Source organism: Anaerotignum sp., assembly GCF_031981185.1.
Classification (GTDB): Bacteria; Bacillota; Clostridia; order Lachnospirales; family Anaerotignaceae; genus Chakrabartyella.
Genome location: NZ_DALYUL010000013.1, coordinates 71,084 through 95,553 on the forward strand (window position 1 = coordinate 71,084; position 24,470 = coordinate 95,553).

General features: G+C 40.3%; 26 protein-coding genes and 1 tRNA gene. 5 read left to right on the plus strand and 22 right to left on the minus strand.

All coding sequences use genetic code 11. From position 1 onward, the window contains the following. The 13 genes from rplB to RTK36_RS09140 all read right to left on the minus strand — a co-directional run. A partial coding sequence (rplB, locus tag RTK36_RS09080) for a 50S ribosomal protein L2 (protein WP_312046385.1) occupies positions 1-467 on the minus strand: 467 nt, incomplete at its 3' end. A gap of 79 nt (positions 468-546) precedes the next feature. Further along, positions 547-846 (minus strand): 50S ribosomal protein L23, encoded by a 300-nt coding sequence (gene rplW, locus RTK36_RS09085; RefSeq protein WP_066047586.1) that lies wholly within the window; start codon positions 844-846, stop codon positions 547-549. Further along, positions 846-1,466: a 50S ribosomal protein L4 gene (gene rplD, locus RTK36_RS09090; protein ID WP_312046388.1), complete on the minus strand. Its 621-nt coding sequence runs from the start codon at positions 1,464-1,466 to the stop codon at positions 846-848. Before rplD ends, rplW begins: the two co-directional genes overlap by 1 nt. 27 nt (positions 1,467-1,493) lie before the next feature. Next, entirely contained in the window at positions 1,494-2,123 is a 630-nt protein-coding gene (gene rplC, locus RTK36_RS09095; RefSeq protein ID WP_312046390.1) for a 50S ribosomal protein L3, read from the minus strand. A gap of 178 nt (positions 2,124-2,301) precedes the next feature. After that, positions 2,302-2,616, minus strand: a complete 315-nt coding sequence (gene rpsJ, locus RTK36_RS09100; RefSeq protein WP_066047582.1) for a 30S ribosomal protein S10 — start codon at positions 2,614-2,616, stop codon at positions 2,302-2,304. Positions 2,617-3,143: 527 nt separating this feature from the next. Continuing rightward, positions 3,144-4,550, minus strand: coding sequence for a hypothetical protein (locus RTK36_RS09105; protein ID WP_312046392.1), 1,407 nt, complete (start codon positions 4,548-4,550; stop codon positions 3,144-3,146). Between the two features lie 293 nt (positions 4,551-4,843). Next, the gene (locus tag RTK36_RS09110) at positions 4,844-6,202 is read right to left on the minus strand and encodes a PFL family protein (RefSeq protein ID WP_312046394.1); all 1,359 of its coding nucleotides are present in this window, start codon (positions 6,200-6,202) and stop codon (positions 4,844-4,846) included. A 17-nt stretch (positions 6,203-6,219) separates the two neighbouring features. Beyond that, positions 6,220-6,492 carry an ACT domain-containing protein gene (locus RTK36_RS09115; protein ID WP_312046438.1) on the minus strand — a complete coding sequence of 91 codons (273 nt, stop codon included), beginning with the start codon at positions 6,490-6,492 and terminating at the stop codon, positions 6,220-6,222. A 132-nt stretch (positions 6,493-6,624) separates the two neighbouring features. Next, positions 6,625-7,179 (minus strand): RNA 2',3'-cyclic phosphodiesterase, encoded by a 555-nt coding sequence (gene thpR, locus RTK36_RS09120; RefSeq protein WP_312046396.1) that lies wholly within the window; start codon positions 7,177-7,179, stop codon positions 6,625-6,627. A 93-nt stretch (positions 7,180-7,272) separates the two neighbouring features. Further along, positions 7,273-9,255, minus strand: coding sequence for a transketolase (tkt, locus tag RTK36_RS09125; protein ID WP_312046398.1), 1,983 nt, complete (start codon positions 9,253-9,255; stop codon positions 7,273-7,275). A 39-nt stretch (positions 9,256-9,294) separates the two neighbouring features. Then, positions 9,295-9,942 (minus strand): fructose-6-phosphate aldolase, encoded by a 648-nt coding sequence (gene fsa, locus RTK36_RS09130; RefSeq protein WP_312046400.1) that lies wholly within the window; start codon positions 9,940-9,942, stop codon positions 9,295-9,297. A gap of 382 nt (positions 9,943-10,324) precedes the next feature. Continuing rightward, positions 10,325-11,791: a threonine synthase gene (thrC, locus tag RTK36_RS09135; protein ID WP_312046402.1), complete on the minus strand. Its 1,467-nt coding sequence runs from the start codon at positions 11,789-11,791 to the stop codon at positions 10,325-10,327. A gap of 106 nt (positions 11,792-11,897) precedes the next feature. Continuing rightward, on the minus strand, positions 11,898-13,235 hold the full coding sequence (locus RTK36_RS09140) for an RsmB/NOP family class I SAM-dependent RNA methyltransferase (protein WP_312046404.1): 1,338 nt from the start codon (positions 13,233-13,235) through the stop codon (positions 11,898-11,900). Between the two features lie 192 nt (positions 13,236-13,427). Between RTK36_RS09140 and RTK36_RS09145 the strand changes: the two genes are divergently transcribed. Then, the gene (locus tag RTK36_RS09145) at positions 13,428-14,009 is read left to right on the plus strand and encodes a flavin reductase family protein (RefSeq protein WP_312046406.1); all 582 of its coding nucleotides are present in this window, start codon (positions 13,428-13,430) and stop codon (positions 14,007-14,009) included. A 34-nt stretch (positions 14,010-14,043) separates the two neighbouring features. Then, the gene (locus RTK36_RS09150; protein ID WP_312046408.1) at positions 14,044-14,277 is read left to right on the plus strand and encodes a hypothetical protein; all 234 of its coding nucleotides are present in this window, start codon (positions 14,044-14,046) and stop codon (positions 14,275-14,277) included. Positions 14,278-14,470: 193 nt separating this feature from the next. On the opposite strand, the gene RTK36_RS09155 is transcribed toward RTK36_RS09150, so the two are convergent. From RTK36_RS09155 to RTK36_RS09165, 3 genes are all read right to left on the minus strand, one after another. Continuing rightward, entirely contained in the window at positions 14,471-15,160 is a 690-nt protein-coding gene (locus tag RTK36_RS09155) for a metallophosphoesterase (protein WP_312046410.1), read from the minus strand. A gap of 14 nt (positions 15,161-15,174) precedes the next feature. Then, positions 15,175-15,984 carry a GTP pyrophosphokinase gene (locus tag RTK36_RS09160; protein WP_312046412.1) on the minus strand — a complete coding sequence of 270 codons (810 nt, stop codon included), beginning with the start codon at positions 15,982-15,984 and terminating at the stop codon, positions 15,175-15,177. 70 nt (positions 15,985-16,054) lie between these two features. Further along, positions 16,055-16,591, minus strand: coding sequence for a GNAT family N-acetyltransferase (locus RTK36_RS09165; protein ID WP_312046414.1), 537 nt, complete (start codon positions 16,589-16,591; stop codon positions 16,055-16,057). Between the two features lie 329 nt (positions 16,592-16,920). Here RTK36_RS09165 and RTK36_RS09170 point away from each other — a divergent pair, with 329 nt between their 5' ends. From RTK36_RS09170 to RTK36_RS09180, 3 genes are read left to right on the plus strand one after another with little or no spacing between them, the layout of a single operon-like run. Next, on the plus strand, positions 16,921-17,220 hold the full coding sequence (locus tag RTK36_RS09170; protein ID WP_312046416.1) for a DUF2325 domain-containing protein: 300 nt from the start codon (positions 16,921-16,923) through the stop codon (positions 17,218-17,220). A 15-nt stretch (positions 17,221-17,235) separates the two neighbouring features. Next, the gene (locus RTK36_RS09175) at positions 17,236-17,829 is read left to right on the plus strand and encodes a DUF3793 family protein (protein ID WP_312046418.1); all 594 of its coding nucleotides are present in this window, start codon (positions 17,236-17,238) and stop codon (positions 17,827-17,829) included. Between the two features lie 2 nt (positions 17,830-17,831). Then, positions 17,832-18,248 carry a flavodoxin domain-containing protein gene (locus RTK36_RS09180; RefSeq protein ID WP_312046420.1) on the plus strand — a complete coding sequence of 139 codons (417 nt, stop codon included), beginning with the start codon at positions 17,832-17,834 and terminating at the stop codon, positions 18,246-18,248. 234 nt (positions 18,249-18,482) lie between these two features. On the opposite strand, the gene RTK36_RS09185 is transcribed toward RTK36_RS09180, so the two are convergent. From RTK36_RS09185 to RTK36_RS09210, 6 genes are all read right to left on the minus strand, one after another. After that, positions 18,483-20,630 carry a methyl-accepting chemotaxis protein gene (locus tag RTK36_RS09185; RefSeq protein WP_312046422.1) on the minus strand — a complete coding sequence of 716 codons (2,148 nt, stop codon included), beginning with the start codon at positions 20,628-20,630 and terminating at the stop codon, positions 18,483-18,485. A 319-nt stretch (positions 20,631-20,949) separates the two neighbouring features. After that, positions 20,950-21,087: a FeoB-associated Cys-rich membrane protein gene (locus tag RTK36_RS09190; protein ID WP_312046424.1), complete on the minus strand. Its 138-nt coding sequence runs from the start codon at positions 21,085-21,087 to the stop codon at positions 20,950-20,952. 18 nt (positions 21,088-21,105) lie between these two features. Next, complete coding sequence (gene feoB, locus RTK36_RS09195; RefSeq protein WP_312046426.1) at positions 21,106-23,274, minus strand: ferrous iron transport protein B; 2,169 nt, start codon at positions 23,272-23,274, stop codon at positions 21,106-21,108. Between the two features lie 77 nt (positions 23,275-23,351). Beyond that, on the minus strand, positions 23,352-23,573 hold the full coding sequence (locus tag RTK36_RS09200) for a FeoA family protein (RefSeq protein WP_312046428.1): 222 nt from the start codon (positions 23,571-23,573) through the stop codon (positions 23,352-23,354). An 11-nt stretch (positions 23,574-23,584) separates the two neighbouring features. Continuing rightward, positions 23,585-23,794, minus strand: coding sequence for a FeoA family protein (locus tag RTK36_RS09205; RefSeq protein WP_312046430.1), 210 nt, complete (start codon positions 23,792-23,794; stop codon positions 23,585-23,587). 530 nt (positions 23,795-24,324) lie between these two features. Next, positions 24,325-24,396 (minus strand) — tRNA-Gly (locus RTK36_RS09210). Positions 24,397-24,470 lie beyond the last annotated feature (74 nt).

A 24,470-nucleotide genomic window follows, 5' to 3' on the forward strand; every position in this document is an offset into this window, starting at 1 on the left:
CGAACCAGCTGACCACCTTTGCCGGGCTTCATCTCAATGTTATGGATGCTTGCACCAACGGGGATTTTGCTCATAGGCATTGCATTGCCGATTTTTACTTCTGCGTCAGGGCCATTCATCAGCTTATCGCCAACATGTAAGCCTACGGGAGCCAAAATATAAGATTTCTGACCATCAGCGTAAACAACGAGTGCGATGTTTGCTGTTCTGTTAGGATCATATTCGATCGCCTGAACTGTTGCAGGAACACCGTCCTTATTACGTTTAAAGTCTACCAATCTGTATTTAATTTTGGAGCCACCGCCGTGATGACGTACTGTCAATTTACCTTGATTATTTCTACCTGAATTTTTCTTAAGGTGTACCACCAAAGATTTTTCAGGAGTTGATTTTGTAATTTCATCAAAAGCGGACACTGTCATGTGTCTTCTAGATGGTGTATATGGTTTATATCTCTTAATTGCCATCTTCTGCACTCCTTTCGAGTTTCTTTCTATCTTCTACACGTCTCCGTGTGTTTTGCATTTTGCGTCTCATCTTAGGAAATTACATTCCCTGGAAGATTTCGATGTCTTTGCTGTCAGCTGTCAGCTTAACAACTGCTTTTTTAAACTTAGGTGTAGAACCGAAGTGCACACCTCTTCTTTTGGGCTTGCCGTCGTAGTTCATTGTGTTAACGGCTGCAACCTTTGCGCCTGCAAACATTTTTTCAACTGCATCCTTAACCTGAGCCTTTGTTGCTGCAGGGTGTACAATGAAAGTATATTTCTTTTCATCCAAAACAGACATACTGCTTTCTGTGATAACGGGCTTCAAGATTACGTCATAATATTTCAAATCAGCCATTATGCGTACACCTCCTCGATTTTCGCTACCGCATCCTTTGTTACAACCAATGTGTTGTACTTCAAAAGATCATATACGTTAATTGTATTAACGGAAGCTGTTTTTACTTCAGGAATGTTTCTTGCGGAAAGCATTACATTGCTATTTGTACCATCCATAACGATCAAAGCTTTGCCGCATTTGATGTTTGCAAGTACATTAGCCATTTCCTTTGTCTTTACTTCCGCCAAAGTCAATTCATCCATAACGATAATTTTGCCTTCTGCTGCTTTTACGGAAAGAGCGGACTGAAGCGCCAATCTCTTTACCTTCTTGTTCAGCTTGAAGGAATAATCTCTGGGCTTAGGAGCGAATACAACGCCACCGCCAACCCACTGAGGGGAACGGATGGAGCCCTGTCTTGCACGGCCTGTACCTTTCTGTCTCCAAGGTTTTCTACCACCACCGCGAACTTCCGCGCGTGTCTTTGTGCTCTGTGTGCCCTGTCTCTGGTTAGCCAGATACTGAACAACTGCCAGATGCATTACATGTTCATTTGCTTCTATACCGAAAATAGCGTCGTTCAGTTCGACTGTGCCAACCTGATCGCCCTTCATGTTTAATACTGCAACATTTGCCATGTTAGTTTCCTCCTTTCGTAAAGTTTATCAAGCCTTTACGCTGTCTTTGATAACCAGAATAGAACCTTTTGCACCAGGAACTGCGCCCTTAATCAAAATTATGTTCTTTTCTGCATCAGCACGAACGATTTCAAGGTTCTGAATTGTTACATTTTCGCTACCCATGTGACCAGGCATTCTCTTGTTCTTCTTAACACGGCTAGGTGTTGCGGAAGAACCCATGGAACCAGTAACTCTATGAGATTTGGAACCATGCGCCATAGGGCCTCTGCTAGCGTTATATCTCTTGATTGTACTCTGGAATCCTTTACCTTTGGATACGCCGCTTGCGTCAACCTTGTCGCCTGCTGCGAATACATCAGCTTTGATTTCAGCGCCGATTTCATATGCGCTTGCATCTTCAACCTGGAATTCCTTTACAAACTTTTTAGCTGTTACACCAGCTTTTTCAAAATGACCCTGAACAGGCTTTGTTACGTGTTTTGCTTTTGCATCCACAAAACCAACCTGAATTGCTTCATAGCCGTCATTTTCAGATGTTTTCTTCTGAACAACAACGCAAGGGCCTGCCTCAAGAACTGTTACCGGTACTAATGTGCCGTTTTCAGCGAAAACCTGTGTCATACCGATTTTCTTAGCCATAATAGCCTTCTTCATTTCCTGCACCTCCTAATTTTTCTACAGCGGATTGCCCCTTTCGGGGAAATCATACTAGATTCATATAAGAGCTGTTGCCGATACAATATTTCGCATTTACTTCTTATATAAACCAGTTTTGGATATTTTCTTTCCGGAAATACGTTCGGTTCGTTGCAAGCCGTTCATACTTCAGATTTTATTTCATTACTTTTAATGTGATATCTACACCAGCGGGCAAATCCAGACGGCTTAAAGCATCTGCTGTTTTTGCTGTAGGGCTGAGAATATCAATCAATCTCTTGTGGGTTCTCATCTCGAACTGCTCTCTGGAGTCTTTGTACTTGTGTACTGCTCTGATAATGGTCACAACTTCCTTCTTTGTGGGAAGAGGGATCGGGCCACTGATCTGTGCTCCTGTTTTCTTCGCTGTTTCGATGATCTGCGCCGCAGACTGGTCGATCAACTTATGATCGTAAGCTTTGAGACTGATTCTGATTTTTGGGTTTGCCATAAAAAAAGTCCCCTCCTTTTCGTACTTTTGATTTCAGCACGACAAGTGGTGACTGCACACTTATCCGGGTGTGTCCTGCAACGTAAGACACGATTAGCTACCCTCCAAAAGAGGGCAGTAAATCCCTAATATTCAGTACAGTGACCTTGTCGCCCGGTTTCTTGAACTGGACATCGCTCCACAGAAAAACCCGCAAACCTTTATTTTATAGGCTTTTGGCAACCTTCTGCTTCAACACTCTATGTCACAACAGAAATTAGTATACACGAAAAGGCTTTGAATTGCAAGCTTTTCTTCGCATTTTTTTGAAAATTTTCTTGAAATTTTAATAAAAATTTTCTTGTACTTCTCAGCTATTTTTAAACAATATGCACAATGAATTCGTGACGCACCTGATACAGCTGACGGCTTGCGTCTCTTATTTATAACAAGACATCCAAACTATCTATCATTATATTGTCTTTTCTTAAATAAAACAATCCGGTTTCCAAACTGCTTTTCTATATTTCGCAGCAATCTTCTTCTAATTAGACGTCAATACGAAAATTCGACAACTGCTCCTGGGTAGTTTTTATACTTGCCTCCAGATCATCCACATATGTAAAGTACCACGCCTGTCCAGGCACAGCGTTCTCATTTTGAAAATCTCTGTTCATCCTTTTACTTTCCACTGAAACAAATCCGTCCAATGCACACGGAAAATTCCTTGTTTTTCTCCTAAATTCCTTCAATTGCCTGCGCCACGCTTGTATATCTCCATCTAGCTTTTTAATCCCCTCAGGCACTTCTTCCTCGTCATTAAAATCCAATTTGTATTTTCCAAGCAATCGGCCACGACTTCTTTTGAAATCTTTCTGCATTTCGGTGCGGACGGATTTCAACTCTTCTCGCAGCAAACATATCCCCTCCAACAATGCTTCCCTTTCCTGTCCGAATTCTTCTCCTTGAAATTCTCCCTCTGGAAAAACAGCCTTTTGCTTTATATCTATTTTATTTCCTGGATAGGGTGGATAACTTTCTTCCTGCTTTTCATGCTTATTTTCCAAATGCTCTGAAAAAGCATTTTTTACACTGCTTCTTTCTCTTGATTTAACCCGCTCATCTGTTTCTAAGTTTTCTTCTCTACTTTCTCGTCTCAACTTATTCAGCAGATGCTCCCCGTCATCCTCTATCGCTGCAAATGTCTCCGCTAGGAGTTTCTGTAAATCTTGCATCTCATTTTGTATAGCATACAACAGGGCATTTACTTGCATTTCTCCGCCATTATTTTCCCCCATCAGCATGATCCTTCGTACGTTAATACGTTTTATATTTTTCCATAAATCCGTCTCTCCATATTTTTGCTGTAATGTTTTAAATAAGCTGCTTATTTCTTCTTCTATTTCACATGTGCTGTCTTTTATACGAATCAGTTCACTGTTTTCCGCTTTGCCACTATTGCTACGTTCTATGCACACCACTAAATCTTCCAGAAAAGATGTAATGCTATTTGCCGTCGAACTAGCATCTTCCACCACTTCACACCATTGAATCAGACGTGTTCTAGTCATTTCAATCCCATTTTCAATGGCAGGAGCTGAATCGTCTTGTTCCTTATTATCCAAACGCGTTCCTTCTGTCCTCAGGGCTCTCACCTGCTGTTCCAGTTGGAGAATCCTTTTTTCCCCTTCCTCAATATAAAATACTACTTTATCATAGGCTTTTTTTGCCTCACTCACTTCCCACTTTTCTTTTTCCAACTTATCTTCATAATTTCCGCTAAAAAGAGAAAAATGCTTTAATAAACTCCGTTCCATTCGATCTACGACATCTTTCTTTAGCACATACTCACTGCTTAATGCTTTCCGCCGTGCGCCATAAATACTCCGGCGTCCCTTCCAAAGTGCCAATTCCGTCCGTATGCACAATGCCTCCATGTTTTTTGGGATATCCATATTTCTTCCTCTATTCTATCCAGATTTTACTTGTTTTATTTCTGCATACCCAAAGGTCATTCCTCCTGATTGAAAATATTGTAAGAAACTTGTTAAACTTTCATAGATCATTTCATCAAGGTATTTATTAGTTAGAACACAAAAAAAGTAGCTCTATTGATTTCAAAACCACTCGCATATTTGTACACACAAATACCAGTCATTTTACTTCAATAGAACTACTTCTATTCATTTAAAGTTACATTCCATAAATCTCGACGAATGCCTTAGAATTATGTGGCACCACCTTATTGTCAATTTTTAAAGCTATGAATTGGTGCAGGAATTCGACCCCCGCGGCCAATAAAAGCTTCACAGCTATAACGATTTACAGGCATAACAGGAGCATGCCCCAATAAACCGCCAAATTCAACGTGGTCGCCTTCTTTTCTACCGATTACAGGAATCAATCTTACCGCCGTGGTTTTGTTGTTCACCATGCCGATTGCCGCTTCATCGGCAATGATACCGGAAATGGTTGATGCAGGGGTATCTCCCGGAATGGCAATCATATCTAAACCAACGGAACAAACACAAGTCATAGCTTCAAGCTTCTCCAATGTGAGAGCGCCCTTTTCCGCTGCCTCAATCATACCGTGATCCTCGCTGACAGGAATAAAAGCACCGCTTAAACCACCCACATAGGAGGAGGCCATAACGCCACCTTTTTTCACGTTATCATTTAATAAAGCCAAAGCCGCTGTTGTTCCCGGCGCACCGGGCTCAGCAAGACCCATTTCCTGAAAAATTTCAGCGATACTGTCACCAACGGCAGGGGTAGGGGCCAAGGAAAGGTCAATAATCCCAAAAGGAACATTTAATCTCTCAGAAGCTTCTTTTGCTATCATCTGTCCCACTCGAGTAATTTTAAATGCAGTGCGCTTCACTGTTTCGCAAAGGGTTTCAAAATCCGCACCCCGCACTTCTTCTAATGCCTTTTTCACAACACCAGGGCCACTTACACCAACATTAATGGCGCAATCTGCTTCTCCAACACCATGGAATGCTCCCGCCATAAAAGGATTATCCTCAACTGCATTACAGAATACAACCAACTTTGCACAGCCAATGCATTCCGCATCTTTGGTCAATTCAGCTGTTTTCAGTATTACTTCTCCCATCTCCTTCACGGCATCCATATTGATACCATTTCTAGAGGTTCCAATATTAACGGAGGAACAAACTCTATCGGTAACAGCCATTGCCTCTGGAATAGATAAAATCAGCGTTCTATCACTTTTGGTATAACCTTTATGTACCAAAGCGGAAAAACCACCAATAAAATTTACGCCTACTTCTTTTGCCGCCCGATCCAAGGTTTGGGCAATAGTCACATAGGAATCTGTTTGGCAACCCGCTGCTGCAATTGCAATTGGAGTAATGGAAATTCTCTTGTTTACAACAGGAACGCCATATTTCTTTGCTAATTCATCCCCTACCTTAACCAAATCCTTGGCATAGGTTGTAATTTTGTTGTAAATCTTCTCGTTGAACTTCTCAATATCTGCATCGGCGCAGTCTAATAAACTGATTCCCATTGTAATGGTACGAACATCAAGGTTCATATCATCAATCATGCGGTTGGTTTCTAAAATTTCATTTCTTGTTATCATCCTTCAGCCCTCCCTGATTAAATGCGATGCATAGCATCAAAGATTTTTGTGTGCTGAATCTTGATTTTCAGACCCATCTCGTCACCAATGATATTAAGCTTCTCTGAAATTTCATCATACCCAAGCTTCATGCTTGTGATATCCACAACCATTACCATATTAAAGTATCCCCCAACAATGGTCTGGGAAATATCTAAAATATTAATGTTGTTTTCCGCCAAAACCGTACATACCTTAGCGGTAATCCCTACACAATCCTGTCCCAAAACGGTAATTACTGCCTTTTCCATTTCCTGCATTTTCTTTTTCCTCCTTAAATAATCCGAAAAACAAAAAGCACCTTTGACCTGCCCTATCTTTCGTTTCGCAATAAAATTTTTATATTTTATCCCATAAACGCAATCTTATTGGCAAAATTACCCTTATGCATGATAACCCTTTAATTCTTGCCGATAAATCGGCTTATATATTAATCGAGGCCCTCGCCGCACACTTTCCATCAAAGTGATTTTTTCCACTGTGAAACTTTTGCCCTCCAAGGCAACGGCTTTTTGCACATCGACAAAGCCTCTTTGGGGCTCAACTTCACGTCCCAGTGTGATATGGGGACTAAGCCCTTTTTTCTCTCTTGGAAAGCCTTGGCGTTCCAAGCTTTTTTCAAGACCAAAAAACAGCCTTTGCAAAGAATCACTTTTTTCCAACCCAGCCCAGAGAACGCCTTTATCCCCTCTTCCAAAAAAACCGATTTGTCCCAATTTTAAATCAAAGATCCGATTTCTTTGGGCCGTCTCAAACATGGCTTCTTTTACATACTCCACATCTGTTGGGTCAATTTCTCCTAAAAAATGCAAAGTAACATGAAAATTATCTTGGGGTGTATAGTTCCCACGACGACAATATTTTTGGGTCTCCGTCTGAATTTCAGAAAGATACGTTCTAACCTCAGGGGATAGTTCAATAGCAATAAATGTACGCATGTGTCCCCTCCTTCCTATGAAAAAAGCTCTTTGGGGAGGAGGAACCTTATTGGTTCCCCTTTCCCCCCGAGAGCTTCTCGCTTCTTTACAATATTATGCTTTTACCAACGCAAGTGCTTTTTCCACAACGTTTTCAACGGTAAAGCCAAAATCTTTAAATAATAAGCCTGCTGGCGCAGATGCACCAAAGCCATCCATACAAATGGTAGCTCCGTCAAGGCCTACATACTTATGCCAACCAAAATCAGCCGCTGCTTCCACAGCAAGTCTTGCTCTAACTGCCTTTGGCATAATACTTTCTTTATATTCTGCGCTTTGTTCTTCAAACAATTCCCAGCTTGGCATACTGATAACTCTTGCTTTTACACCTTTTTCAACCAAGACATCATAAGCCTTGTAAATCAGCTCCACCTCAGAACCACTTGCCATCAATAAAACATCTGGTGTGCCGGTGCAGTCCTTCAAAATATAAGCACCCTTTAATGCATCCTTACCTGTGCCATCTAAAGCAGGCAAGTTCTGTCTGGAAAGAATCAAAGCAATGGGTGTGCTTGCTTTTGTCAATGCAGTATACCACCCTGCAGCTGTTTCTCTTGTATCGCAAGGACGGAAAGCAATATAGTTAGGCATGCTACGCAGCATTGCCAAATGCTCAATAGGTTGATGGGTAGGGCCGTCTTCTCCAACGCCAATGCTATCATGGGTCATAATGCTGATTACAGGTAAGCCCATCAAAGATTCCATACGAAGGCCTGCCTTCATATAATCTGCAAATACAAAGAAACCTGCAATATAAGGACGTAACCCACCATGTACTGCCATACCGTTTGACATAGCAGTCATAGCAAACTCACGAATACCAAAGTGCACATTGGAACCTGCGGGGTTTTCTTTGCTATAATATTCTCTATCCTTCATAACGGATTTATTGGAAGGAGCCAAGTCGGCAGAACCACCAAATAAGTTTGGCACAACCTTTGCAACCTTTTGCAAAACCTTTTCGGACGCCGCACGGGTAGCAATATCTCCTTCGTTTTTCCAAAAATCTTCATCATTTAACAAATCAACAGCTATTTCATTGCTGTGCCAAGCTGCATATTCCTTTGCCAGTTCAGGATTTTTTTCAGTATAAGCCTTGAACATTTCGTTCCAAGCTGCTTCTGCTTTTGCTCCATCTGCAATGATTTCAGCCATATGAGCCTTAACTTCTTCCGGAACGAAGAATTCATCTGCATATGTCCAGCTTAAATTACCTTTGGCAAGACCAATTTCCTCTGCGCCAAGGGGTTCGCCGTGGGCAGATGCCTTACCCTGCTTATTGGGTGCACCGTAACCAATCTGGGTGTTTACTTTTACCAAAGCTGGCTTATCCGAAGCCTTTGCTTCTGCGATGATCTTGGTAAGAACATCCACATCATTACCATCTTCCACTTCAAAAACATCCCAGCCGTAAGCAATAAAGCGGGCTTTTACGTCCTCTGTAAAAGCAACATCTGTACTGCCTTCGATTGTAATTTTGTTGCAATCATATAATAAAACCAATTTAGAAAGACCCATTGTTCCAGCCAAAGATGCGGCTTCTGAAGCAACACCTTCCTGCAAACAACCGTCACCACAAAGGGCAAAGGTATAATGATCTACCACTTTAAACTCAGGTGTATTAAATTTCGCTGCCAAATGGCTTTCAGCCAAAGCCATACCTACCGCATTTGCAATGCCCTGTCCCAAAGGGCCAGTGGTTGTTTCTACACCAAGAGTATGCTTATACTCGGGGTGACCGGGGGTCAAAGAATTCCTTTGACGGAAATTTTTCAGATCTTCAATGGTCAAGCCATAGCCAAACAAGTGCAATAAAGAGTATAGCAATGCGGAACCGTGACCAGCAGAAAGAACGAAACGGTCTCTATCGTTCCATGCGGGATTCTTGGGGTTGATTTTCATTTCCTTTGCCCACAAGGTATATGCCATAGGTGCTGCACCCAAAGGCAAACCGGGATGTCCGCTGTTTGCTTGCTGAATTGCTTCTGCGGAAAGAAAACGCAGGGTGTTAATCGTTAATTGATCCATAGGGTTCATGTTTTTACCTCCAAAAACAATAGTAACGTTTGTGTCTGATTATTTTTTAGGTACGGTTTCCCAATCCTTCAAGAAACGTTCAATACCAAGATCTGTCAAAGGATGCTTTGCCATCTGAATTAATACGTTGTAAGGGATGGTTGCAATATGGCAGCCAACTCTTGCCGCATCAATGACATGCAAAGGATTACGGATGCTTGCCGCAATAATTTCTGTCTGAATGCCGTGAACATCAAAAATCTCAACGATTTCTTCAATTAAAGTCATACCTACCGCACCAATATCATCAATTCTGCCTAAGAAGGGGCTAACATAAGTTGCACCTGCTCTTGCAGCCATTAACGCCTGTGTAGCGGAAAAAATTAAAGTTACGTTTGTTTTAATGCCCTCCGCTGTCAAAATTTTTACAGCTTTTAAGCCTTCCAAAGTCATAGGGATTTTTATTACAATATTTTTATGGATTTTAACCAGTTCTCTGGCCTCTGTTACCATGCCTTCATGCTCAAGGCTGATGACCTCCGCGCTGATTGGGCCGTCAACGATTGTTGTTATTTCCTTTACTACCTCAACGAAGTCCCTACCTTCTTTTGCAATTAAGGAAGGGTTTGTTGTAACGCCGCAAATAACGCCTAAATCATTTGCCTCTTTGATGTGCTCCACATTCGCAGTGTCGATGAACATTTTCATGGTATAAATCTCCTTTTTATTCTTTTTTAGATTCCCTGTTTGTTTTCTGCCCATTTATCAAGGCAAAATTTATTCCCAAAAATGGGACATGTATTTCAAGGAAGCGCACTGAAATGATTAAATAGGCAGATAGTTAAGTAAATTTCCCATTGTGTCTTAATGAAAAAAAACCAATTATATACGCCCATTCATAAAACAGTGTTTCCAAAATACATTGTAATCCATCCAAACGACAAAATCAACGGCTTTCCGTTCTGCATACCCACTTTCTCAAAGGCAAGCAAAGGTGCCCCCCTATGTGGGACATTTCTTGTACTTTCTGCATAATAGAAAATGGGGCATTTTCAAAAGAATTACATAATCTACCTATAAAAACCATTCTCTACGCTAAATATCCTTTTACAAAATCCTTAATTTTATCCCTGTCACAAACATTTTTGTGTAAAATTGTTCTATGTTCTATACCTCGAATGGGCTCTGGAATAGCCACGCTACTACTTTTTTCCAAAACATCCATTAATACAAATGCATCTTCTTGCTCATACTTTTTATCCAACGCCATCATGACATCTTTGGTGAATTTGTACGGACTTGCCGTTGAAACAATCACCATGGGTCTGGTGTCTTTGCTTTCCTCTTTATATTTTTGATAAGCGGCATAGGCAACTGCTGTATGGGTGTCCATCACATAGCCTGTTTTTTCAAAGAACCTTTTGATCGCCCCATAAGTTTCTTCTTCCGTTGCAAATTCCCCGCTGATTTTCTTTTCTGTAATGGTAACGGAATATTTGCCATCCCTACCTAGCTTCTCCATATCCTCTTTGGTGGCATCTTGCCCTGCTATATGACTCAATAAACGCTCCAAATTACTGGAAATCAAAATATCCATGGAAGGAGAAACTGTCACGCGGAATTCCCTATTTCTGTCATAAGTACCGGTACGGAAGAAATCATATAACACCTTATTATCATTGGAGGCGCAAACAAAATGACCAACAGGTAGACCCATTTTCATGGCGTACCAACCTGCCAAAATATCTCCAAAATTTCCTGTTGGTACCGTAAAGTTCAATTCATCACCCATTTTTAAAGCTCCTTGTTTTACCGCTTCTAAATAAGCATGAAAATAATAAACAATCTGGGGAACCAAGCGCCCAATGTTAATGGAATTTGCAGAAGAAAATAGGAATCCCTTCTTCTCCAGTTCCTCTGCCAAAGTTTTGTCGGTAAAAATACTTTTCACTGCACTTTGGGCATCGTCAAAATTGCCCAAAATCCCCACAACACATGTATTCTCACCCTCTTGTGTTGTCATTTGCAACTTTTGCACGGGGCTGACCCCATCCTCAGGGAAAAATACAATGATTTTTGTACCTTCCACACCTGCAAAGCCTTCCAGCGCCGCCTTACCTGTATCTCCCGAAGTGGCTGTTAAAATAACAATTTCCTTCTCAATCCCTTCACGTTTTGCCGCTGTTTTCATAAAGTAAGGCAAAATTGACAAGGCCATATCCTTAAAAGCTAAGGTTTTCCCATGGAACAGCTCTAAAAAGAAAGCGTCCCCCTTTTGAACCACTGGAGCAATCTCTGTTGTATCAAATTTATCGTCATAAGCCCCATCAATACAGGCTTTTAATTCCTCCTCAGTAAAATCCAAAAATAGGCGTAAAACCTCATACGCCAACTCCTGATAGCTTAACTTGCTCAATTCCGCTAATGACTTTTCCATTGTAGGAATTACTTCGGGTATATAAAGTCCCCCATCAGGACAAATTCCTCTTAAAATTGCTTGCGACGCCGTTGCTCGTATGGAAGCATCCCTCGTCCCCATATATGTTAAATTTGCCATTCCATTCCCTTCTTCCTTAAGCTTAAAATTTACGATAGTTCTATTTTACAAACTTTTCGAAATTTGTCAACCGCAATTACACATATGTCCTCTAGTCAAGGACGCATCATTCCCATTTCCAACCCACAGCGTATTTATTCTTAAGTCTTCCACCTTGCCGTTTCGCCCAGCCCAAAGGAAAGCCATCCACGCAAACCAATGTCCAGCCATCCCTGCCATCTGCTTCAACAGTTTCACCCTTTAAATATCGAATGACCCTATCGTCTGCCAAAAGGAAATCCTCCACATTGGATACTTCATCCTTGGCAAGTCCCATGGCAAAGGCTTGTGAGGGCTCAAAACGCCCTTTTTTCAGCGTTCCCAACTGCCATCCTGTGCGCAAAGCTCGAAGACCTTTCATGGATGGCATTCCCTCCGGCAAAAGATACAGGCTCTCCCCAAAAATTTTAATGGTTCCATCTAATTTTGTTTTCAGCACTTCTTTTTCAAATTCCAAGAAAGGCAGAATGTCCTTTTCTTGTTCCCCCACCTCTTCTGAAATTATCCCTTGATTCCCTTCCCCAGTCTTTTGCATTAAAGCAAGAAAATGTCCTTCTCCCTTTATTTTATGGGGATATAGTCTTGCGCACTGTTGAAGTTCTCCAATTCCAGAAGAAAAACCATATTGCTTTGCAATGGGGATAAGGGAAAATTCCTGATGTCTTTCTAAAAATTCAGCAATGCTTTTTTCATTCTCCTCCACCCCAAAGGTACAGGTAGAATAGAGCATCATCCCACCGGGACGAAGCATCTCGGCACAAGCTTCCAAAATTCCAGCCTGTTCCTTTTGACAAAAAGAAAGCATTTCTTCATTCCAGCTTTTCACCATATCAGGTTCCTTGCGAAACATGCCCTCCCCTGAGCAGGGAGCGTCAATTAGAATTTTATCAAAATAATTGGGCAGCCTTTCTTTTAGGCGCTCAGGTGGTTCACTCATTACAATGCTATTACGAATGCCAAATAGCTCAATGTTCTTTAATAACGCTTTTGCTCGACCTGCGCTGATGTCATTGGCAACCAAAAGTCCTTCGCCTTGAAGCTTTGCACCCAGTTGTGTAGATTTTCCACCCGGTGCAGCACAAACATCCAACACTTTTTCGCCGGGCTGAATCGGCAAAATCGCTCCAGGGCTCATGGCACTAGGCTCCTGTAAGTAATAAAACCCCGCATGATAATAAGGGTGCTTGGCAGGACGTTGATCCCCAGCATAATAAAATCCTTCGTTACACCATGGCACTGGGGTTAGGGGAAAAGCAGACTTATCGCAAAAAGCCTCTGGTGTGAGCTTCAAAAGATTTACCCGCAACCCAAAATTTCTTGAGTCCTCAAAGGATTCCAAGTATTCTGGGTATTCTTCCCTCAAAAGCTTTTGCATTTTTTCCGTATATTGAATGGGCAGTTCCATAAAATTCCTCCGTTATTTTACATTCTTTTAACATCATACTGAAAATCAGCATAGAATACAAGAAATAGGAAAAAAAACATATGAATTCTGAACTCTTTTTTTCTTTACAAAGCGCTGTATCTCGTATAAGATAAATAGCGTCACTTTATATTTTATGATGCACCTTTTCATTTTTAAAAAGGAGGTTGTTACATGGGAAAAGCGGTATGGAAGCCTGGCACCGTGCTTTACCCGGTACCCGTTGTTATGGTATCCTGTGGTACAGAGGAAAAAGGAAATATCATTACCGTTGCATGGGCGGGAACCGTAAACAGCGACCCGGCAATGACCTATATTTCCATACGTCCTTCACGCCACTCCTTTGAGCTGATTCAAAACAGTGGGGAGTTTGTTATTAATTTGGTCAACAAAGACTTGGCTTATGCCTGTGATTTTTGTGGTGTGAAAAGCGGGCGGGATATGGATAAATTTAAGGAAATGAAACTTACTGCAAAAAAAGGGGAAAAAGTAGATGCACCTATCATTTATGAAAGCCCCGTAAACATTGAGTGTAAGGTAAAGGAAATTATTCCTTTAGGCACCCATCACATGTTTCTGGCAGAAGTAGTTTCCGTTAGCGTCAGTGACGAATATTTAGATGAAACAGGAAAATTTCATTTCAATGATACTGAACCTGTTTGTTATTCCCACGGCGCATATTTTACCCTAGGTAAGCAACTAGGCACCTTTGGTTATTCGGTAAAAAAAACGAAAAAAACAAAAAAAAAGAAATAAGAAGGAAAATGTATTAAAGGGAGGATCTTTTGCAATGTTACAAATCACAGAAGTCAATATCTATTCTATCGATAAAGGCGAGGACAGTTGGGCAATCGAAGGGGAAATCTTATTTGAAGATGATTTGACCTCGGCCTTTGAAGCAACCTATCTTGTAGATGAAGATGAATTAGAAAGTTTTTCCTTAGAATTGGTCTTGGAAGAGGATTATAACACTCGAACATTGAAAAAACGGATTGTAGAAGCTGCAAATGACTTTGAAGACTAAAAAATAACGGCGATTGATCATCAATCGCCGTTACCTAAAAGGTCAAAAATCTTGAGGGTTTGCCCGCAAATACCCACAAGGGTTTCATCTTTGAATCATTGTAACCAGCATAAATGCAGGTCTTAAAAGTATTTATAACGCCCAAGTTTTGTTGGGCTTAGTGGCGATTGAGAATCAATCACCATAGCTTAATCTATAATAACCTTTTCGGACAAAAATCGAGGTAGTCGGCAGAAACCAAATGGTACACAATTCCGTCCCTCTCACCCTTTATGCCGCTTACGTGGCTGGGTTTCCCATGTAAATGTCCATACACCACCTGTCTTATAGGGTATTCCCGAATGATATCTAAAAAAGCAGAATTTTCTTGCCTATCATTCACCGGAGGAAAATGCATCATCAGAAGAATTTCCTCCGCCCCCTTTCTCATGGCGCTGTCTAAGGAAAGCCTCAATCTTATCTGTTCCCGTTCATAAAGCTTTTGATCCTGGGCAGTGAAGCGGGTGTCATTAGGGCATAGCCATCCCCTTGATCCACAGATATATAAGTTCTCATAACAGTCACAGTCATTTTTCAAAAAACGCATCCCATCAAAATTTCTTTCCAGCCTTGAAGCAGATTTCCACCAGTAATCGTGATTTCCCTCTAAAAATATCTTTCTCCCAGGCAGACCTTGAATCACCTGTAAGTCAGTCACAGCATCTTCCTCTTTCATAGCCCAGGAAATATCTCCAGGGATTAAAACCGTGTCCTCCTTGCCAACTTCTCGCTGCCAATTTTCAATAATTCTCTCACTATGACCTTCCCAATTGGCACCAAAAATACTCATTGGTTTATTTACAGAAAATCCAAAGTGGAGGTCTGCAATTGCAAATAACCCCATGCTGCTACTCCTTTTTACACTCGATAAACCTCTGCCATAACATTTAGCTTTTCATTAAATGCCTTTAGTTCATCAATATCCTCATTGTTCCAAATATCCACAAATTCTTTATTAATTTCATCCATTTCATCTAAGTTTGCCCCAAAATGCAAACTTTGAATATTGTCTAAGATATTCGTAACCAAATTCCCTTTAATTTCATTGAGTCGTTGGGCATTGGTTATTTCCTCACGAATGGTAGACATCTCTCGATCCAAATGAAATGCAGCCTCCGCACAAATTCTTAGACGATGCTGCAAATTTTCAGGAATATTGCCGCTATATTTATACCTTAGGGAATGCTCCGCTGTTGCCCAAAAATTCATGGCATTGGTACGGATTTGTATTTCGGCCAAAACCTCCTTGGGCCCTAAAGCAGTACTTAATGGATATCGAATAATCATATGATAGCTGCGGTATCCACTGGGTTTGGTATTGGTTATGTAATCTCGCTCTTCCAAAACAGTCATATCCTTTCTGGAATGAACCATGGTTACAACCTTTTCAATATCCTCAACAAATTGACAAAGAATACGGATGCCTACAATATCCTCAATTTTTTCCTCGATTTTCTCCGGGGGAATTTGTTTTTTACCCGCCTTTTCTAATATGCTTGCCGGCTTTTTCAATCGTCCCGTTACCGAGTCAATGGGGGAATATATCCCCAGTTGCCTACACTCCTTGTCTAAACAGCGAAATTTTAAAAGCAGTTCATCCACTGCTTGTTCATACGGATATAAAAGTTCTTTCCAGTTGACTATTTCCACAAAAACACCTCTTCTCATCGCACTGACTCCTATTTTACTTCAAAAACCTGCTTTTGTGTTACGAAATTACATACGAAAACCTTTGATTTTAATTTATTTTACGACAAAACTCATCCTTTGTCATTGAGTACCATCTTTTATCCTTCATCACACCATCATAACGCAATTCTGACTGACGCTGTACTCCTTCAAACTGAAAACCACTCTTTTCAATGACCCGCTGAGAACGCAAATTGTCCGTATAATGGGAAACTGAAATCAAACCATAGCCCTTCTCATCAAAAGCATAGGAAAGAATAGCCCCTACTGCCTCAGTCATATAGCCTTTTCCCCAGAAATTCTTACCAATGGCGTAACCAAGCATTCTCGAGCCTTCATTTTCTCTCGAGACATCAGGTACCAAACCTATAGTTCCAAACAACTTGCCACTTTCCTTTTCCACCAAACCGAATATACCATCCTTCTCTAAAAAAACAGCATTGAGAATCTCTCTGGTTTCTTCTATGGTTTCGTGGGGTTTCCACCCTGCATTCTTCCCTACTTCTGGCTCTTTGCTATATTCAAAAATATCCGCCGCATCATCTTTGTTTATACTGCGTAATATCAATCGTTCTGTTTCTATCATTGTTATTTCTCCTTTTATACATTTATGATCCATAACGATGAATCATATTTTTCTTTTTCTTAAGCTTTATTTATCTGAAAATGTGAACAGAGGCTCTCGCCTATATGCCCTCATATCATTTTCTAAAACACAGAATATACTCAATTTATTTTTAACATCAACATCCCTCCTTTTCATTATTATAGCATAATCTCAAACATTAATCCATATTACACCTTGGTGAAAAAGTAAATAAACCAGAAAAAAAGTCTTGACATTTCTTTCTACTAATGGTAGCATTAGCACATAGTTAGCAGCAACTAACTAAAAAACGATTTAGGAGGTATTCCATGAGCGTTGTTATCGTAGGCGGACATGATCGTATGGTTCGTCAATATATGGATATTTGTAAAAAATATAATTGCAAAAGTAAAGTTTTCACCCAGATGCCCGGAAACTTCCGCAGCCAAATTGGAAAGGCGGATCTAATTGTGCTATTTACCAGCACAGTTTCTCATATTATGGTTGCCGGCGCAGTATCGGAAGCAGAACGTAATCAAATTACCATTGCTCGTTCTCACAGTTCTTCTTCCTCTGCTTTAAACAAAATTTTAAGCTCATACTGTCAGGCTCGAGTTAGCCATCACTAACAAAGGAGGTAACTTATGTCTGATTTCGAAATGCAGATGCTTTATCACGGCGCCCCAACGCTCTTTGGGATTAAGCAGGCAAATTTGTTCTCTTTACCTTTATCCTGCCTGCAATCCCTAAAAGATGAAGTTGCAGCCTATCAAAAACAGCTTGAAGAAAGAGGTATTTCATTGCAATATCTTTATTGTTGCAAGAAGCGAGTTTTTTTTCTGGTCTACAGAAAGGAATGTTTACTGGAATATTTCAGCAATCCTGCCGTTAAAACTTTTTTGGTTGAAACCGGTTATCCTTTTCATGTTAACCAAGAATCCGCTTTAGTGAATACCTTAGCTTTTCTGCGATGCCGTATTCAAAAGTGCAATGATTTCCCCCATGAAATTGGCTTTTTTTTAGGCTATCCACCGGAAGATGTTTTTGCCTTCATCGAGAAAAAGGGGCAAAATTATAAGCTCTGTGGTTATTGGAAGGTGTACGGTGACGAAAAGAGTGCCGTAGCGACCTTTCGTCAATACACATATTGCAGAAAAAAATTATTACATCAGGCTTCCAAGGGAATACCAATTCTCTCATTATTAGAAGCAAAACAAACATTACAGGAGGTTTTTTAAACATGAAAAAAGCTGTTATTTATTGGAGCGGAACAGGTAATACTGAAATTATGGCAAAAGAAATCGCCCAGGGCATGGGTGCTGACACAGAAATTTTCACTGTAGATGCTTTCCATGGTAATATCAGTGACTATGATAAGATTGCATTTGGTTGCCCCTCTATGGGTGATGAAGTTTTAGAAGAAGCTGAATTCGACCCATTCTTCTCCTCCATCGAAAGCAAACTGTCTGGTAAAAAAGTCGCTTTATTTGGTTCTTATGGTTGGGGCGATGGTCAGTGGATGCGTGATTGGTGTGCAAGATGCGAAAAGGCAAACGTGAACCTTTTTAATGAAGAAGGTTTAATCCTCTGCGGGTTCCCTGATGCAGATGGTAAAGCCAACTGCGCAAAACTAGGTCAGGATTTTGCCGCTTATTAAAAACGATATTAGTAATTCATTTCGAACCTTTTCCTTTGGGGCACCTGTAACTACAGGTGCCCCTTCCTTTGGAATTTGCTCTGAACCAAACAGCTTCTTTGATAATCTTTTAAAACAAATGGAGTCTTACTATGATGACATAATAAGACCATTAGGATAAACATAACACTTTATAAAGTGTCTCCACTCTCTATAGAAAAAAGCTGGCCCAGGAAATTCCCAGGCCACCTTTTTTTAATATTTATCTTCAAATGCCTTACTATCCCCTTCTGTTGCTTCTTTAGAAAATTCATTGACATATTTCGATAAACTCTTTTGATTTTTGATTTTAAAGTTTGAAATCAAATCCTTTAGGATTTCCGCTTGACCTGAAAGCTCCTCGCTGGTAGCGGCACTCTCCTCAGCCATTGCTGAAGTAGTGTGGACCACATCGGTAATCTGCTCCAACCCCATATTGACTTTGGTAATTGCCTCTGCTTGTTCCTGTGCATTTTGGGATATATGATTGATTGAAGTAATAATTTCTCTTGCTTCAACCACAACATTTGACAGTGCATCCGCAGTATCATTTGCCACTTTAAAGCCATCATCCACAGAAAGCAGTGTACTTTCAATTAATTTTGTAGTATCCTTTGCTGCCTCTGCACTTTTCGCCGCCAGATTTCTCACCTCATCTGCAACCACAGCAAAGCCTTTCCCTGCAGAGCCTGCCCTTGCTGCCTCAATGGCTGCATTTAAAGCCAGTATATTGGTCTGAAATGCTATTTCCTCAATAGCTTTAATGATTTTTCCAATCTCACTGGATTTATTATGAATACTATTCATAGCGTCCAGCATTTGGTTCATTTTTTGATTACTATTTTCCATTGCCATGCCCACTTCTATTGCCTTTTGACTTGCCTCCTCCGCCTTTGTGGCACTGCCATCAATTTGCCTTGCAATATCCATAATTGTTCTGGTGAGGTCTTCTACAGAGCTAGCCTGCTGGGTTGCCCCTTGGCTTAGCGCCTGCGCCGCACTGGCAACCTGCTCAGAACCGGAAGAAACCTGCTCCGCCACAAAGGTCATTTCTCCAAAGGTTTGACTTAGGGCAGTTTGAATATGATTAAACGAACGCTGAATTGCAGTAAAATCTCCAATATATTCCCTTTGGACTTCTTCTGTCAAATTTCCTGCCGCTATTTCTTCTAAAAGATATGAAATTTCATGGATATAACCTGATAATACTTCAGATGTGTCTTTAAAAATATTTGCTAAAATTCCCAATTCATCCTTTGTTGTAACCATCAATCCATGATCCAAGCTTAAATCTCCAGCACCCATTTTTTCTGCCATTACCATTACATCGGTTACCGGTGCCAATGCTCTTTTCAGTGTGTAATAGCTAAAAAAGGTAAGGGCAATCAATCCCAATAGCCCAATTGCCGCCATAGTATAGGTAATTTGATTCACTACCGCCAAAGCTTCGTATTTACTTACCACATAAGCACTGGACCATAATGAATCTGTTCCCGGTAAAGATACGGGTATATGTACAATCCAAGCGGCTTCATTATTAAATGCATCATTTTTATCCTCAACTAATACGGAAGAACCTCTTGCAGCTGCATCTAAAATCTTTTGGTCACTTTCAGAATGAACCTGAAAGCTCTGACCAATGACCTCCTTATCTAGGTTATCTGCAATTAAAGTTCCCTTTCCAGTCATTACATAAGTATGGGCAGTCTTAAATTCTCCATCATTATAGTCTAATGAATTCACACTGTCCGTCAAGATATCACAATTGGCAACGCCAATAAATCTACCAGTACTATCCGTTATAGGAGAGCTTAGTGTTACCAACCAAACGGTCTGTCCATTTGACAATTGATAAGCGTATGGCTCTGTAATATGTGTGGACATTTTGTCCTTGGCTGGTGCGTAATAGTCTGCCGTCCCATAAATATCATAGTCATCATTTATATCCAATGCCGTGCCCGAACCATCCCTATATAAATAATAAGAACGCCCTTTAGGGGTATCAGGGAAAAATTTATTTGGTTCAAAGGCAAAGTATGCAGAAAAAATTTTCTGGTCTGTCAATACGTTTTTCAAAGAATCCTTTAACATTTTTTCTGATGTATCTTGCTCCAAGCTTTGATATCTTGAAACCTCCGAAGCCAAACTAGTTGAAAAAACATACATTTTTTGTAGATAAGCCCTTGCAACCGCTGCATTTGCATCTGCAATATAAGTAATTTCTTTTTTAACTTGATTCGTTACAACTTTTCTTGTCATTCCGGCCAACGAAAAACATATTGCCCCGATAATTACAAAAATAATACCTGTATTCATGAACGAAATTCTAAAAGATAACTTGTTTTTGCGACTTAATTTGCTCATACACTCACCTCAATTTTTATTTCAACAACCTAAACTTCCACATCTTTCTATTATGTCTCTATTATATCGGTCTTTTCTGCTAAGTCAAATACTATTCAGTAATCTATTGTTCATTCTGAAAGATTCGTAACATTGTCACAGTTTTTCCAAAGATCCTTTCAAGTCTCCTTATGCCTCTCTAAGTGACCTAAATTAGTATTAAAAGATACAAGGAAGTAACCTACTTTTGGCTTTCTGTAAAAAAATAGGTCTTCTATGATAAAAACATTTCATAGAAGACCTATATCAACTACACTTTAATGAAGCTCCACCGAGGCTATCAAGAATGATCGCAGTGATTGCAGGAAGAACAATCTGTACCGCAACTGCATCCACCCTTCTTCTTTCTCAAGCTTCTTATAATTGTAACTACGACTCCAAGCAAAACCAACCCTACAACAATTGTTCCCGGTGTCATAATCCTTACCTCCTTTTTTTAGCCTGCAAGGCTAACAGAAACCTTATCATCTTTTGCTTTTGTATTTGAGCGAATCATTAAATACAAGAAAGCGATGACAACCAAAATGGCAATTACCGTTCCGATGCCGAATGCCAAATCACCGGTGATCACTGAACCAATTTGATATACGCAGAAAGAAACTGCATAAGCAAAGATCGTCTGATATCCAATTGCAAACCATGTCCATTTTGCACTATTCATTTCTCTTTTGATTGCACCAATTGCTGCAAAGCAAGGAGCGCACAGTAAATTGAACACCAAGAAACTGTATGCAGCTACCTGGGTAAAGCTGGCCGCTAATGTACCCCAAATTTCAGCACCATCCTCGGCAACTTCGGCAAAGCCGTACAGAACGCCGAAGGTACCTACTACATTTTCTTTTGCCACTAGCCCAAGAAGTGCTGCCACTGTTGCCTTCCAATTGCCCCAGCCTAAAGGTGTGAAAATCCAAGCAACTGCATTACCAATGGATGCGAGGAATCCATCACTCAAATCCTCTACCATACCGAAGGAACCATCAACATAACCAAAATTGGAAAGGAACCACACACAGATAGCAGAAAGTAAAATGATAGTACCAGCCTTCTTAATGAAGGATGAGCCTCTTTCCCACATACTGCGTAATACATTAGAAACCGTAGGCATATGGTACGCAGGAAGCTCCATAACAAAGGGAACGGGATCTCCTGCAAACATCTTAGTCTTTTTTAGAATAATACCTGAAACAATAATTGCTGCAATCCCTACAAAATATGCACTGGGCGCAACCCAAGGTGCCCCATTAAATAATGCACCTGCAATCAAAGCAATAACAGGCAATTTTGCTCCACAAGGAATAAAAGTTGTTGTAATGATGGTCATTTTACGGTCTCTGTCGCTTTCAATGGTTCTGGATGCCATAATACCCGGAACACCACAACCGGAGCCAATGAGCATAGGAATAAATGACTTACCTGATAAACCAAAGCGACGGAAAATTCTGTCCATAATAAATGCGATACGTGCCATGTATCCACATGCTTCTAAAAATGCCAAGAAAATAAATAAAATAAGCATCTGAGGTACAAAACCTAATACAGCACCAACGCCACCAATCATACCATCTAAAATCAAACCTTGTAACCACTCGGCACAATTGATGCTTGTCAAAAAGTCTCCAACAATGACAGGAATACCAGGAATCCATAAGCCAAACAATTCCCATCCATCCCCAAACACACCTTCATTCGCCCAGGCCGTTGCATAATCACCAACTGTAGTCACAGAAACATAATAAACCAAAAACATAACTATTGCAAAAATGGGCAGTGCCAACCAGCGGTTTGTAACAACCCTATCAATTCGATCAGATAATGACAAGTTTCCTTTGTTGTGTTTCTTATAACAGCCTTTTATGATTTCACCGATGTAAATATATCTTTCATTTGTAATAATACTTTCGCTATCGTCGTCAAATTCAGTTTCAATCTTGGAAATAATATCTTCATAAGCAGAGGCAGAAACTTTCCCCTCTAAAATCTTCTTATCTCTTTCAAACAACTTAATGGCATGGAAACGTTTTTGCTTCTCTTCAATGCCCTTTGGTAACCCAGCAGAAATGGTAGACAAAGCTTCTTCCACCTGTACAGAGAAACTATGGAATTTAGGGGCCCCCCCTTGGGTTGCTGCCTGAACTGCCGCCTGAGCCGCTTCTTTAATTCCCGTTCCTTTTAAAGCTGAAATTTCCATAACGGTACATCCAAGCTTTTCCCCCAACTGTTTAATATGTATGGCGTCTCCATTTTTCTTAACCACGTCCATCATATTTATGGCAATCACCATTGGGAAACCTAATTCTAACAATTGAGTTGTTAAATATAAATTTCTTTCAATGTTAGTACCGTCTACAATATTTAAAATTGCATCGGGTTTTTCTTGCATTAAATAATTTCTTGCCACAACCTCTTCTAATGTATATGGGGACAAAGAATAAATTCCTGGTAAGTCTGTAATGGTTACATCCTTGTGCCCCTTCAGCTTACCTTCCTTCTTTTCCACAGTAACCCCTGGCCAGTTTCCAACAAACTGATTGGACCCAGTCAAAGCATTGAATAATGTTGTCTTACCACTGTTTGGATTTCCGGCAAGAGCGATTTTTATTGACATAATTACCCTCCTTGTCGTTAGCTTAAACTAACAATCACGCAAAAAAATTAGTTTTCACTAACTATTTTATAAATATTTTACTCAATCACAACCATCTGGGCATCTGCTTTTCTTAAAGAAAGTTCATACCCTCTAACGGTAACCTCAACCGGATCACCCAATGGCGCGACCTTTCTTACAAAAATCTCTACGCCCTTTGTAATACCCATATCCATAATTCTGCGTTTTATAGGGCCTTCTCCTGTAACTTTAATTACAGAAATTCGTTCACCTATTTTTGCATCCTTTAAAGTTCTCATCATATCCCACCTTATACCATAATTCTATTCGCCATCAATTTACTGATTGCAACTCTAGATTCTTTCACATTTACAATCACATTTCCATCAAATTCGGAAATCACAGTGACCTCACTTCCCATTACAAATCCAAGGGAAGCCAAAAAACGCTGCGTCTCATCCTTTCCACCAATACGTTTTATAATTTGCGGAATTCCTGCACTTGCTAATGTTAGTGGCATATTCACTCCCCCTTTCGACACATAGTAGCCACAACTAACTTAGTTAAAGTTTATCACGCCTAACTCATTTCGTCAAGATTTTTATCCATTTTTTTAGATAATATCCTCAATCCTATGTCCGTAGTTTCATAAATATCAACATCAGACTTTGAGGGATCTTGGTTAAAATAGAATAAAAAACCTTGCACACACCATAAACACAAGGTTTTACTTGAAATAGTTAACAAATCCCATATTTTAATAGGCGCTAATTATTATACAATACACAATAAATCATGAGCTCTCCATTGTTCCTCTTGATAAGTTTATATATGCAATCAAAAGCGCCAGCTCAATTAGTGATCTTTAACCTATAGACAGCTTATATTTGCAGTGTCAAAAATAGAACAAAAGCCCTATTACTGTTTGTAAAAACAAAGGCCTTCTCGCAACTATAAAAGTCAAAATCATTCTTGCCACATGCAGAACAGGTAATTGTCTCAATATTAGCGTACAAATAAAAAAAGTGTCCATAAAAGACACTTTTCTCAAGCGCGAGACGAGATTCGAACTCGCGACCCTCGCCTTGGCAAGGCGATGCTCTACCACTGAGCCACTCGCGCAAATATGGTGCCCAGAGCCGGAATCGAACCAGCGACACGAGGATTTTCAGTCCTCTGCTCTACCGACTGAGCTA